General features: G+C 71.0%; 12 protein-coding genes. All 12 read right to left on the reverse strand.

Translation table 11 applies throughout. From position 1 onward, the window contains the following. Positions 1–6: 6 nt before the first annotated feature. Positions 7–2,430, reverse strand: a complete 2,424-nt coding sequence (locus tag D1J60_RS07030; RefSeq protein ID WP_125820531.1) for a bifunctional (p)ppGpp synthetase/guanosine-3',5'-bis(diphosphate) 3'-pyrophosphohydrolase — start codon at positions 2,428–2,430, stop codon at positions 7–9. Between the two features lie 287 nt (positions 2,431–2,717). After that, positions 2,718–3,275, reverse strand: coding sequence for an adenine phosphoribosyltransferase (locus D1J60_RS07035; protein ID WP_125820532.1), 558 nt, complete (start codon positions 3,273–3,275; stop codon positions 2,718–2,720). Beyond that, positions 3,272–4,327 carry a protein translocase subunit SecF gene (gene secF, locus D1J60_RS07040; protein WP_125820533.1) on the reverse strand — a complete coding sequence of 352 codons (1,056 nt, stop codon included), beginning with the start codon at positions 4,325–4,327 and terminating at the stop codon, positions 3,272–3,274. Before secF ends, D1J60_RS07035 begins: the two co-directional genes overlap by 4 nt. 3 nt (positions 4,328–4,330) lie before the next feature. After that, positions 4,331–6,145: a protein translocase subunit SecD gene (secD, locus tag D1J60_RS07045; protein WP_125820534.1), complete on the reverse strand. Its 1,815-nt coding sequence runs from the start codon at positions 6,143–6,145 to the stop codon at positions 4,331–4,333. 150 nt (positions 6,146–6,295) lie between these two features. After that, positions 6,296–6,739, reverse strand: a complete 444-nt coding sequence (yajC, locus tag D1J60_RS07050) for a preprotein translocase subunit YajC (RefSeq protein ID WP_260618494.1) — start codon at positions 6,737–6,739, stop codon at positions 6,296–6,298. A gap of 164 nt (positions 6,740–6,903) precedes the next feature. Next, positions 6,904–7,965, reverse strand: coding sequence for a Holliday junction branch migration DNA helicase RuvB (gene ruvB / locus D1J60_RS07055; RefSeq protein ID WP_185899134.1), 1,062 nt, complete (start codon positions 7,963–7,965; stop codon positions 6,904–6,906). Positions 7,966–8,369: 404 nt separating this feature from the next. Continuing rightward, a complete protein-coding gene (gene ruvA / locus D1J60_RS07060; protein WP_125594183.1) occupies positions 8,370–8,999 on the reverse strand; it encodes a Holliday junction branch migration protein RuvA in 630 nt (209 codons plus the stop codon). Next, positions 8,996–9,535: a crossover junction endodeoxyribonuclease RuvC gene (gene ruvC, locus D1J60_RS07065; RefSeq protein WP_125594182.1), complete on the reverse strand. Its 540-nt coding sequence runs from the start codon at positions 9,533–9,535 to the stop codon at positions 8,996–8,998. Before ruvC ends, ruvA begins: the two co-directional genes overlap by 4 nt. 120 nt (positions 9,536–9,655) lie before the next feature. After that, entirely contained in the window at positions 9,656–10,408 is a 753-nt protein-coding gene (locus D1J60_RS07070) for a YebC/PmpR family DNA-binding transcriptional regulator (RefSeq protein ID WP_125594181.1), read from the reverse strand. A gap of 57 nt (positions 10,409–10,465) precedes the next feature. After that, positions 10,466–11,056, reverse strand: coding sequence for a pyridoxal 5'-phosphate synthase glutaminase subunit PdxT (pdxT, locus tag D1J60_RS07075; protein ID WP_125820535.1), 591 nt, complete (start codon positions 11,054–11,056; stop codon positions 10,466–10,468). Positions 11,057–11,064: 8 nt separating this feature from the next. Beyond that, on the reverse strand, positions 11,065–11,982 hold the full coding sequence (pdxS, locus tag D1J60_RS07080) for a pyridoxal 5'-phosphate synthase lyase subunit PdxS (protein ID WP_007263067.1): 918 nt from the start codon (positions 11,980–11,982) through the stop codon (positions 11,065–11,067). 135 nt (positions 11,983–12,117) lie between these two features. Further along, positions 12,118–12,660, reverse strand: coding sequence for a membrane protein (locus tag D1J60_RS07085; RefSeq protein WP_042800642.1), 543 nt, complete (start codon positions 12,658–12,660; stop codon positions 12,118–12,120). Between the last annotated feature and the right edge of the window lie 18 nt (positions 12,661–12,678).

The following is a 12,678-nucleotide window of genomic DNA, read 5'->3' on the forward strand; positions in this document are numbered from 1 at the left end:
GTTCCGCTACGGCCTGCGGGCCGAGGTGACGCGGTACACGTCGTAGACGCCCTCGACACCGCGTACGGCCTTCAGGACGTGCCCCAGGTGCTTGGGGTCGCCCATCTCGAAGGTGAACCGCGAGGTCGCCACCCGGTCGCGGGAGGTCTGCACGGCCGCCGAGAGGATGTTCACGTGCTGGTCCGACAGGACCCGGGTGACGTCCGACAGCAGCCGGGACCGGTCCAGCGCCTCGACCTGGATGGCCACCAGGAAGACGGAGGACTGGGTCGGCGCCCACTCCACCTCCAGCATCCGCTCGGGCTGCTGGGAGAGGGAGTCGACGTTGACGCAGTCGGCCCGGTGAACCGATACGCCACTGCCGCGGGTGACGAAGCCGATGATCGGGTCGCCCGGCACCGGGGTGCAGCAGCGGGCCAGCTTCACCCACACGTCCTCGACGCCCTTGACGACCACGCCGGGGTCGGCGTTGCCGCGCCGCTTGGTGCGGGCGCGCGACGGCGGGACGCTCTCCTCGATGTCCTCGTTGGCGGCCTCCTCGCCGCCGAGGGCCTGCACCAGCTTCTGCACGACGCCCTGCGCGGCCACGTGGCCCTCGCCGATCGCCGCGTAGAGGGAGGAGATGTCCGGGTAGCGCATCTCGTGCGCCAGGGTGACGAGGGAGTCGCCCGTCAGGATGCGCTGGATGGGCAGGTTCTGCTTGCGCATGGCCCGGGCGATGGCGTCCTTGCCGTGCTCGATGGCCTCGTCGCGGCGCTCCTTGGAGAACCAGGCGCGGATCTTGTTGCGGGCCCGCGGGGACTTGACGAAGCCGAGCCAGTCGCGGGACGGGCCCGCGCCCTCGGCCTTCGAGGTGAACACCTCGACGAGGTCGCCGTTGTCCAGGGTCGATTCGAGCGGCACGAGCCGGCCGTTGACCCGTGCCCCTATGGTGCGGTGGCCGACCTCGGTGTGGACCGCGTACGCGAAGTCCACGGAGGTCGCGCCGGCGGGCAGCGCGATGACGTCGCCCTTGGGGGTGAAGACGAAGACCTCGTTGCGGGAGAGGTCGAAGCGCAGCGAGTCGAGGAACTCGCCCGGGTCCTCCGTCTCCTTCTGCCAGTCGAGCAGCTGGCGCAGCCAGGCCATGTCGTTGACGGTGTCCTGGCCGGCACTGCCCTTGGCGGCCTGCGGGACGTCCGTGCGGACCTTGGAGGCGCCGGCGACGGTCTGCTGCTTGTACTTCCAGTGCGCGGCGATGCCGTACTCGGCGCGGCGGTGCATGTCGAAGGTGCGGATCTGGAGTTCGACCGGCTTGCCGTTGGGCCCGATGACCGTCGTGTGGAGCGACTGGTACATGTTGAACTTGGGCATCGCGATGTAGTCCTTGAACCGGCCGGGGACCGGGTTCCAGCGCGCGTGCACGGTGCCGAGGGCCGCGTAGCAGTCCCGGACGGTGTCCACGAGGACTCGGATGCCCACCAGGTCGTAGATCTCCGCGAAGTCACGGCCGCGGACGATCATCTTCTGGTAGACGCTGTAGTAGTGCTTGGGTCTGCCCGTGACGGTGGCCTTGATCCGGGCCGCCCGCAGGTCGACCATCACCTCGTCCGTGACGAGGGCGAGGTACTCGTCGCGCTTGGGCGCCCGCTCGGCGACGAGGCGCACGATCTCGTCGTACATCTTGGGGTAGAGGATCGCGAAGGCGAGGTCCTCCAGTTCCCACTTGATCGTGTTCATGCCGAGGCGGTGGGCCAGGGGCGCGTAGATCTCGAGGGTCTCGCGGGCCTTCTTCTCCTGCTTCTCCCGCTTGAGGTAGCGCATGGTGCGCATGTTGTGCAGGCGGTCGGCGAGCTTGATGACCAGGACGCGCGGGTCCTTCGCCATGGCGACGACCATCTTGCGGACGGTCTCGGCCTGGGCGGCCTCGCCGAACTTGACCCGGTCGAGCTTGGTGACGCCGTCGACGAGGAGGGCCACGGCGTCGCCGAAGTCGCGGCGCAGCTGCTCCAGGCCGTACTCGGTGTCCTCGACGGTGTCGTGCAGCAGGCCGGCCATCAGGGTGGCCGGGTCCATGCCGAGCTCGGCGAGGATGGTGGTCACCGCGAGCGGGTGGGTGATGTACGGGTCGCCGCTCTTGCGCTTCTGACCGCGGTGCCAGCGTTCGGCGACCTGGTAGGCCTGCTCGATCTGGCGCAGCGTCGCCGTCTCGATCTTCGGGTCGTTGCTGCGGACTATGCGGAGCAGGGGTTCCAGTACCGGGTTGTACGGGTTGGAACGCTGCACACCGAGGCGCGCCAGCCGGGCGCGCACCCGGTTGGAGGACCCGCCCGGCCTGGCCGGAACGGGCTTGACCGGCGGGGCCGGCGGGGGCGTGGCTGCGGCCGCCGCGGCCGGGTCGGCCTTCGGGTCGGGCTGTGCGGCGGAGAGTGGCTGGACCTCGTCTGGCAAGAGCGCTCCTCTGGGATCCGGGGCCCCGGTCAGGTCCGGATAACCCATGGTAGCGAGGGTTCCGCCGCCCCGTTCTCCTCGGCCGCCCACTGGGACACGGCCCCAGGCCCACTCCGGCCCGCCTGTATGGCGACCCCGCCGCCCGGCATCCGGCCCCACGCAAGTCCAGCCCCGCCGGCGTTCGAGGCGCGGGGGTCCGGGGGCAGAGCCCCCGGCAGCGGCGCCGCACACGAAAACGGCGGGCACCCGGAGCATCCCGGGCACCCGCCGCATCGGCGGAGCGGACGTCAGACCACGAGCAGCGCGTCCAGGGGTACGTCGCCCAGGGCCGGAGCCAGCTTCTCCCGGCCCGGGAGGAACGACAGCTCCATCAGGACGGCCACCCCGGCGACCTCGGCACCGGCCCGCCGGATCAGCTCCAGCGAAGCCTCGGCGGTACCGCCGGTCGCGAGGACGTCGTCGATGACCATGACCTTGTCACCGGCCGCCAGGTCCTCCGCGTGGACCTCGATCTCGGCGGTGCCGTACTCCAGCTCGTACGACTGCGCGAGCGTGGCGCCGGGCAGCTTGCCGGCCTTGCGCACCGGGATGAAGCCGATGCCCGCCTGGACGGCGACCGGGGCGGCGAGGATGAACCCGCGCGCCTCCAGGCCGACGATCTTGGTGGCGCCGTACCGGACGGCCAGCTCCACCAGCGCCTCCGTCAGCGCCGCGAAGGCCTTCGGGTCGGCGAGCAGCGGGGTGATGTCCTTGAACACCACGCCCGGCTTCGGGTAGTCCGGGACGTCCTTGATCCGGCCGAGCAGCAGCTCGCGGAGTTCGGGGGTGGAAGAGGGCGCGGTCACCGGCGCCGCCTCCCCTGGCCGCCCTGGGCCACGACCTGCGGGACGTCGTCCCCGTCGGCGCCCTCGGCGTCCTCGCCCTTGGCGGCCGCGGATGCGCGCTTGGCGAGGACCCGCTTGGTCAGCGCCTTCATCGCCGGCTCGCGCTCCTTCAGGTCCACGACCAGCGGGGTCGCGATGAAGATCGAGGAGTACGCACCGGCCGCGAGGCCGACGAACAGCGACAGCGAGATGTCGTTGAGCATGCCCGCGCCGAGGAAACCGCCGCCGATGAAGAGCAGGCCCGCGACCGGGAGCAGCGCGACGACGGTGGTGTTGATCGAGCGGACCAGCGTGCCGTTGATGCTGCGGTTGGCGATCTCGCTGAAGGTGTAGCGGGTCTGCTTGGTGATGTCCTTCGAGCCCTCCTTCAGACCGTCGAAGACGACGACGGTGTCGTAGAGGGAGTAGCCGAGGATGGTGAGCAGACCGATCACGGTGCCCGGGGTGACCTCGAAGCCGACCAGCGCGTACACGCCGACGGTGATGGTGAGGTCGTGGATCAGCGCGATCAGCGCGGCGACGGCCATCCGCCATTCGAAGGCGATGGCGAGGTAGATCACCACGAGGACCATGAAGACGCCGAGGCCGGTCCAGGCCTTGTTGGCGATCTCCTCGCCCCAGCTCGGGCCGACCAGGTCGGCGTTGATCTGGGCCGCGTCGACCTTGAGGTCGGTGCCGAGCTGCTTCTTCACGGACGCGGCGTCGTCGGTGTCCAGACCGGAGATCTGGATCCTCAGTCCGCCGTTGCCGAGCTGCTGGACGATGGCGTCGTGACCCGAGGCCTTCTCCGCGCTCTCGGTCGCGTGGGCGACGGAGACGGTCGTCTTCGGGGTGGTGAAGACGGCACCGCCCTTGAACTCGATGCCCATGTTGAGGCCCTGAACGGCCAGGGCCACGATCGCCGTGATGGTGATCAGGATGGAAACGCCGTACCAGAGAAAGCGCTTGCCGACGAAGTCGTAGCCGACCTCACCGCGGTACAGCTTGGCGCCGAGATCTCCCAGCTTCGACATCTCTCACGCCTCCTTTGCGTCGACGGGGGCGGGAACGGGCGCGCCGCGGCGGGACCGGCGCAGCGGCGGCTTGGCGCCCAGCCGCTTCGGGTCCAGCCCGGACCACGGGTGTCCGCTGGAGAAGAACTTCGTACGGGCCAGCAGGGTCATGACCGGCTTGGTGAAGAGGAACACCACGGCCACGTCGAGCAGGGTCGTCAGACCCAGCGTGAAGGCGAAGCCCCGCACCTTGCCGACGGTGACGACGAAGAGCACCGCGGCCGCCAGGAACGACACGAAGTCGGAGACCAGGATGGTGCGGCGGGCACGCGGCCAGGCGCGCTCGACGGCCGGACGCAGGGTGCGGCCCTCGCGGATCTCGTCGCGGATGCGCTCGAAGTACACGATGAACGAGTCGGCGGTGATGCCGATCGCGACGATCGCGCCGCAGACGGCCGGCAGGTTCAGGGCGAATCCGATGCCCTTGCCCAGCAGGGCCATGATCGTGTACGTGAGGATCGCGGACACCAGGAGGCTGACGATGGCGATGAAGGCCAGGCCGCGGTAGTAGACCAGCAGGTAGATCACGACGAGCGCGAGGCCGATGGCGCCGGCGATGAGGCCGGCCTTCAGCTGCTCGCCGCCGAGCGCGGCGGTGACGGTGGTGACGCTGTCCTCCTGGAAGGACAGCGGCAGCGCGCCGTACGAGAGCATGTTGCCCAGGTCCTGCGCGGACTGCTGGGTGAAGCCGCCGGAGATCTCGGCGTTGCCGCCGGTCAGCGCCTGGCTGACGGACGGGTCGGAGATGACCTCGCCGTCGAGCACGATCGCGAACTGGTTCTGCGGGGACTGCTTGGTGGCGAGCTCACCGGTGATCTTGGCGAACTTGTCGGCGCCCTTGTCGGTGAACTGCATGGTGACGATCCACTGACCGCGCTGCTGGTCGATGACGCCCTTGGCGTCCTTCACGTCCGTACCGGCGACCTGGGCCGGACCGAGGATCCACTTGCCCCACTGGTTGCCGCGCTGACCGCAGGCGACCATCGGGTCCTCGGGCTTGACGCCCTGGCCCGCGGCGGCGCGCTGGTCCTCCTTGGTGCAGTCCAGCGTGGCGAACTTCGTCTGCAGGTTCGCGAGGGCCGGGTCGGCCGACGGGGTCGGCGCGGGGGCCGGGGCCGAGGCGGAGGGCGTGGCCTTGCTGTCGTCTGCCTTCTTCGACTCGCTCGCCGAGGGCGAGGGAGTGGGGGTGCCCGGGGCCTTGAGGGCCTCGCTGAGCACACGGCCCTGGGAAGTGGCGCTGGACGACGGGGTGGCCGACGCGGAGGGCTTGGAGCTGCCCTCGGGCTTCGGGGCACCGGAGCCGCTCGCGGAGGGGCTCGGGGACGCGCCCGTGGACGTGCTCGGCTTCGGCTCGGGAGCGGCGGGGGCACCGTCGGCGAAGGCCAGCACGGGGCGGAAGTACAGCTGGGCGGTGGTGCCGACCTGATCGCGGGCCTGCTGCTCGTTCGTCCCCTTGGGGATGTTCACGATGATGTGGTCGCGGCCCTGCGTCTGGACCTCGGCCTCCGAGACGCCGAGACCGTTGACGCGGCGCTCGATGATGCCGACCGCCGTGTTCATGTTGGTCTCGTTGACGGCGTCCGGCTTGCCGGGCTCGCTCTTGGCCTTGAGCGTGATGCTCGTACCGCCGGCGAGGTCGATGCCCAGGCGGGGCGTCGTCTGCTTCGTGAGGAACATCCCCGCGGTGAGCGCCACCATCGCGATCAGGATGATGGCCAGGGCGCGCCCCGGCCTCCCCTGAGCCCCCGTGGGCCGCCGGCCCTTCTTCGGTGCTGCCACCTTGTCGTTTCTCCCTGTCCAACCGTCCCGCGCCGGGTCAGCGCGCGGACGGCCACGAAATGTGTGGTGGGGACCCCTGCCCCCCGCAGAAGTTCACTGCGGGAACCGCGGCGGATGCCGGTCGGACACCACCGCGGTCCCTGCCGGCCGCTACTTGGCGCCGGGCTCGCCGTCGGTCTTGCCGTCCTTCGGCTCGTCGTCGCCCTTGGGCTCGTCCTTCTTGCCCAGGTCGAGCTTGGGGGCGTCGCCCTCGGTCAGCGAGGAGGCGTCGTCGGGGACGACCGGCGCGTCCTCCTCCGTGGTCTCGGAGAAGCCGTGGACGATCCGGTTGTACTCGGCGTCCTCCAGCACGGCGCCGATGGCGTTCTTCGCGTAGACCGCGTGGACACCGGGGGCCACCTCCAGGGTGACGGTGTCCTCGCCGATCTCCTTGACCGTGGCGTACATGCCGCCGATGGTGCGCACGCCGGTGCCGGTCGTCATCTGGTCGCGCATCGAAGCGGCCTGGGCCTGCTTCTTCTTGGCGGACCGGGTCATCAGGAACATCGCCCCGATGAGCACGATGAACGGGAGCAAGAAGCTGATGTTGTTCACGGGACGAGGATCCTTCGCACGGCCGCGCCGGGGAGCGGCCATTTCTACGGGGGTGGGCACGCCGACCCGAAGGGTCGGCATCGGCGGAGTCTAGGCGAGTCCGCACCGATGGAACAACGCCCAGCATGGCACCGCAGTTCCTGACCGGTCGAACCTCCGCGCCGTCAGGCCCCGAAGAGGCCCTGTTGTCCGCTTGTTCCGCCGCCGCCCTGCTGGGGCGGGACGAGCCCCAGGTGGGCCCATGCGGCGGGGGTCGCGATCCGGCCGCGCGGGGTACGGGCGAGCAGCCCCTCCCTGACGAGGAAGGGCTCGGCGACCTCCTCGACCGTCTCGCGCTCCTCTCCCACGGCGACGGCGAGGGTGGACAGCCCGACGGGCCCGCCGCCGAACAGCTTGAGCAGCGCCTCCAGCACGGCCCGGTCGAGCCGGTCGAGCCCGCGCGCGTCCACCTCGTACACCTGGAGGGCGGTGGCGGCGATCTCACGGGTGATCACCCCGTCGGCCTTCACCTGGGCGTAGTCGCGCACGCGGCGCAGGAGCCGGTTGGCGATGCGCGGGGTGCCGCGGGAGCGGCCGGCGATCTCGGCGGCCCCGGCGGTGTCGATCTCGACGTCGAGCAGGCCGGCGGAGCGGCGGACGACCCGTTCCAGCTCGGCGGGGGCGTAGAACTCCATGTGCCCGGTGAAGCCGAAGCGGTCCCGCAGGGGCGGGGGCAGCAGGCCCGCCCGGGTCGTCGCCCCGACGAGGGTGAACGGCGGCAGCTCCAGCGGGATGGCGGTGGCACCGGGGCCCTTGCCGACGATCACGTCGACGCGGAAGTCCTCCATGGCCATGTACAGCATCTCCTCGGCGGGCCGGGACATGCGGTGGATCTCGTCGAGGAAGAGGACCTCCCCCTCCTGGAGGGAGGACAGGATCGCGGCGAGGTCCCCGGCGTGCTGGATGGCGGGGCCGGAGGTGATCCGGATGGGCGCGCCCATCTCGGCGGCGATGATCATGGAGAGGGTGGTCTTGCCGAGGCCGGGCGCGCCGGACAGCAGCACGTGGTCGGCGGTGGCGCCGCGCTGGCGGGCGGCCTTCAGCACGAGGTCCAGCTGCTGGCGGACCTTCTCCTGGCCGACGAACTCGCCGAGGTCCTTGGGACGCAGCGCCGCCTCGACGGCGGTGTCCTCCCCGTCGGCGGCGGCCGCCACGATCCGGTCGTCGCTCTCGTCGTCCCAGTTCACGGTGTTCAGTCTGCCTTCTACGTCGTTGCGGTGGTGGTCGGGGGGGTCCCGTGCCGGGGGCCTTGCCGTTCCGGGTGCGGGGGCTGCGCGTGTACCGCTGCGCGGGGCGGTCCCCTACCCGCCCTTCCCCCGTTCCCAGGGGCTCCGCCCCTGACCCCGCGCCTCAATCGCCGGCGGGGCTGGGAGAACCGGGGCTCCGTCCCCGGACCCCGGTGCGCTCAAGCGCCGCGCGGGCTGGATTTCGCGCAGCGAAACTCCAGCCCCGCCGGCGCTTGAGGCGCGGGGGTCTGGGGGCGGAGCCCCCGGAAGGGGGTCCGGGCGCAGCCCGGGGAACGGGCGAAGGGCGGGTAGGGGACCCCGGCCCCGCGCAGCGGCACGGCACGGCACGGCGCGGCGGGAGCCCGTCAGCGGGCCCGGTTCAGGGACTGGAGCGCGGCCCGCAGCAGCTGCGGCACGGGCGCCGACCCGCCGGAGGCAATGGCCGCCTCGGCCTGCGGCGTCACCGCCGACACCGCCTCCTCCGCGTCCCGCGACGCGTACCCCAGCCCGATCAGCGCGGCCGTGAGCTGCTCCGTCCACGGCGCCGGCCCCGCCGCGGCGGGCGCGCGCTGGGCACCGACCGCCACGCCACCCGGCGCGCCCAGCTTCCCCTTCAGCTCCAGCAGCAGCTTCTGCGCCCCCTTCGGCCCGATCCCCGGCACCGCCGTCAGCGCCTTCGCGTCGCCCGCGGCGAACGCCACCCGCAGCGCGTCCGGGGTGTGCACGCCGAGCATCGCCTGGGCCACCCGGGGGCCGACCCCGCTCGCGGTCTGGAGGAGCTCGAAGACCTGGCGTTCGTCGTCGTCGGCGAAGCCGTACAGGGTGAGGGAGTCCTCGCGTACGACGAGGGAGGTGGCCAGTCTCGCCTGCTCGCCCACCCGGAGCCCCGCGATGGTGTTCGGCGTGCACTGGACGGCCATGCCCACCCCGCCGACCTCGATCACGGCCAGGGTGGGGGCGAGCGCGGCGACCTGGCCGCTGACGAAGGCGATCATCGGGTACGGCCTTTCAAGGCTGAGGCGGCGTGTTGCACCACCGCCCGCTGGAGGCGGTTCTGGGCGGGGGCCCGCCAGATGTGGCAGATGGCGAGGGCGAGCGCGTCGGCGGCGTCGGCCGGCTTCGGCGGCTCGGCGAGCCGCAGCAGCCGGGTCACCATCGCACCGACCTGCGCCTTGTCGGCGCGGCCGCTGCCGGTGACGGCGGCCTTGACCTCGCTCGGGGTGTGCAGGGCGACCGGTATCCCGCGGCGCGCGGCGCACAGCATGGCGACGGCGCTGGCCTGGGCGGTTCCCATCACGGTGCGCACGTTGTGCTGGCTGAAAACCCGCTCCACGGCGACGAACTCGGGACGGTGCTCATCGAGCCATTCCTCGATGCCCGCCTCGATCGCGACGAGCCGTTGCCCCAGCTCGGCGTCGGCGGGCGTCCGCACGACCCCGACGCCGATCATGGTCAGGGGCCGTCCGGCGACTCCCTCGACCACGCCGACACCGCACCTGGTCAGCCCCGGGTCCACACCCAGTACGCGCACTCCGCCCCCCTCTTCCGACACCTGTGCGTGCAGGCTATCGGCCCGCACCGACAATGCGACGGCGGGCCGACAGGGTGTGTCCTGTCGGCCCGCCGGGAAGAGCGGAGGGTGCGGCGCCGGTCAGGCGTCGACCTTCTCCATGACCTCGTCCGAGACGTCGAAGTTGGCGAAGACGTTCTGCACGTCGTCGCTGTCCTCGAGCGCGTCGATCAGCTTGAAGATCTTGCGCGCGCCCTCTTCGTCGAGCTCGACCTGCATGGTCGGGACGAAGCTGGAGTCGGCGGAGTCGTAGTCGATGCCGGCTTCCTGGAGCGCGGTGCGGACCGCGACCAGGTCGGTGGCCTCGCTGATGATCTCCCAGGTCTCGCCGTTGTCGTTGACCTCTTCGGCGCCGGCTTCCAGGACCGCGTCCAGGACGTCGTCCTCGGAGAGCCCGGCCTTGGGCAGCAGGATGACGCCCTTGCGGTTGAACAGGTACGAGACCGAGCCCGGGTCGGCCATGGAGCCGCCGTTGCGGGTCATGGCGACGCGGACGTCGGAGGCGGCACGGTTGCGGTTGTCGGTGAGGCACTCGATGAGCACCGCGACACCGTTGGGGCCGTAGCCCTCGTACATGATCGTCTCGTAGTCGGCGCCGCCGGCCTCGAGGCCGCCGCCGCGCTTGACCGCGGAGTCGATGTTCTTGTTCGGGACCGACTGCTTCTTGGCCTTCTGAACGGCGTCGAAGAGCGTCGGGTTGCCGTCGATGTCGGCACCGCCCATACGGGCCGCGACCTCGATGTTCTTGATCAGCTTCGCGAAGAGCTTGCCGCGCTTGGCATCGATCACGGCCTTCTTGTGCTTCGTCGTAGCCCATTTAGAGTGGCCGGACATCCGCCTGTCTCCTTCGCGTAACCAACAGTGTTCGTCTCCGATCCTACCGGGAGCGCGTCACAGCCCCGCGCGCACCATGTCGACGAAGTACGCGTGCACGCGATCGTCGCCGGTGAGTTCGGGGTGGAACGAGGTCGCCAGGACGTTGCCCTGGCGCACGGCGACCGTGTGGCCGTCGTACGTGGCGAGCACGTCGGCGTCGGCGCCGACCGACTCGACCCAGGGGGCGCGGATGAAGACGCCCTCGACCGGGCCGCCCTCTATGCCCGCGAAGTCGATCCGCGCCTCGAAGGACTCGTTCTGGCGGCCGAAGGCGTTGCGGCGCACGATCATGTCGATGCCGCCGAGCGTCTCCTGGTCCTCACGGCCGTCGAGCAGCTTGTCGGCGAGCATGATCATGCCGGCGCAGGTGCCGTAGACCGGCATGCCGGCGCGCACGCGCTCGCGCAGCGGCTCCAGCATGCCGAAGAGCACGGCGAGCTTCGACATGGTCGTGGACTCGCCGCCGGGGATCACCAGCGCGTCGACCTCGGCGAGCTCCTCGGGACGCCGGACCGGCCTGGCCACGGCGTCAGCCGCGGCCAGGGCGATCAGGTGCTCCCGTACGTCGCCCTGGAGGGCCAGGACACCAATAACGGGTGTGGTCATGGCAGTGACTACCAGCCGCGGTTGGCGTAGCGCTCGGCCTCGGGGAGGGTGTCGCAGTTGATGCCGACCATGGCCTCGCCCAGGTTGCGGGACGCGTCCGCGATGACCTTCGGGTCGTCGAAGAAGGTGGTGGCCTTCACGATGGCTGCGGCGCGCTTGGCCGGGTCGCCGGACTTGAAGATGCCGGAGCCGACGAAGACGCCCTCGGCACCGAGCTGACGCATCAGGGCGGCGTCGGCGGGGGTGGCGACACCACCGGCGGAGAACAGCACGACCGGGAGCTTGCCGAGCTCGGCGACCTCCTTGACGAGCTCGTACGGGGCGCGCAGCTCCTTGGCGGCGGCGTACAGCTCGTTGTTGTCGTAGCCGCGCAGCTGGGCGATCTCGTTCTTGATCTGGCGCAGGTGGCGGACGGCCTCGACGACGTTGCCGGTGCCGGCCTCGCCCTTGGAGCGGATCATGGCCGCGCCCTCGGCGATGCGGCGCAGGGCCTCGCCCAGGTTGGTGGCGCCACAGACGAAGGGGGTGGTGAAGGCCCACTTGTCGGAGTGGTTGATCTCGTCGGCCGGGGTCAGGACCTCGGACTCGTCGATGTAGTCGACGCCGAGGGACTGGAGGACCTGGGCCTCGACGAAGTGGCCGATGCGGGACTTGGCCATGACCGGGATGGAGACGGCCTCGATGATCTCTTCGATCATGTTCGGGTCGGACATGCGGGCCACGCCGCCGTCCTTGCGGATGTCGGCGGGGACCCGCTCCAGGGCCATGACGGCCACGGCGCCGGCGTCCTCGGCGATCTTCGCCTGCTCGGCGTTGACCACGTCCATGATCACGCCGCCCTTGAGCTGCTCGGCCATGCCGCGCTTGACGCGGGAGGTGCCGATCGCCGACTCAGCGGACTGGGAAGAGGTGGGAAGCGTGCTCACGGGTTGACCTCACTCGAAACGAACGCGAAGGGAAGACGGGTGGTACTTCGCTGAGAAAACCCCACCGACCAGTCCACTACAAGGGCCAATGTGGAGCCGGTGGCTCTTTCATTTGTCCCCCGCGGCCCTATGAACTCAGGCGGGGCGGTCCGCGAGGTCCACCGGAGGCTCATCGTCCATCTCGAAGGCCAACGGGAACGGCGCGTGTCCCGCCAGTCTGAACCATCGGACCTTGCGGTGGCGGCGCAGCGCGCGGGCGGCCCGTACGGCGTCGTTGAGGAACCGGCGCGCCATGGGCACCCGGCGCACCGCCGCGGCCAGCTCCTCGGCCGCCTCCACCCCGCCCGGGGCGGCCTTGAGCACCTCCACCTGGTCCGCGTCGGCGAACACCGCCCGCAAGGCCTGGCTGAGCTCGCTCTCGGCGACCTCCCGGTACTCCTCCTCGGCCTGCCGCGCGGCGTGCGCGGCCTCGTACAGCACGAGCGAGGACGCGGGGTCGAGCGCCCCGGAGGTGGCCACCTCCAGCACCACCGAAGCCCGCCGCACGAGCTGCGCGTCGAGTGCGGCCCGGGCGGCGTCCATCCGCGTGTGCAACCGGTCCAGCCGCCCGGCGGTCCAGCTGAGGTAGACCCCGACGACGGCGAGCGCCACCGCGATCCAGACAAGGTTTTCGATCACGGGCGGCGACACTACCCG

This window comes from Streptomyces sp. W1SF4 (assembly GCF_003950035.1).
GTDB lineage: Bacteria > Actinomycetota > Actinomycetes > Streptomycetales > Streptomycetaceae > Streptomyces > Streptomyces racemochromogenes.

Excerpts from the sequence above, each read along its gene's own strand:
- secF (WP_125820533.1), bottom strand. The coding sequence starts at position 4,327 with ATGTCGAAGCTGGGAGATCTCGGCGCCAAGCTGTACCGCGGTGAGGTC.
- ruvA (WP_125594183.1), bottom strand. The coding sequence starts at position 8,999 with ATGATCGCCTTCGTCAGCGGCCAGGTCGCCGCGCTCGCCCCCACCCTG.
- D1J60_RS07070 (WP_125594181.1), bottom strand. The coding sequence starts at position 10,408 with ATGTCCGGCCACTCTAAATGGGCTACGACGAAGCACAAGAAGGCCGTG.
- pdxT (WP_125820535.1), bottom strand. The coding sequence starts at position 11,056 with ATGACCACACCCGTTATTGGTGTCCTGGCCCTCCAGGGCGACGTACGG.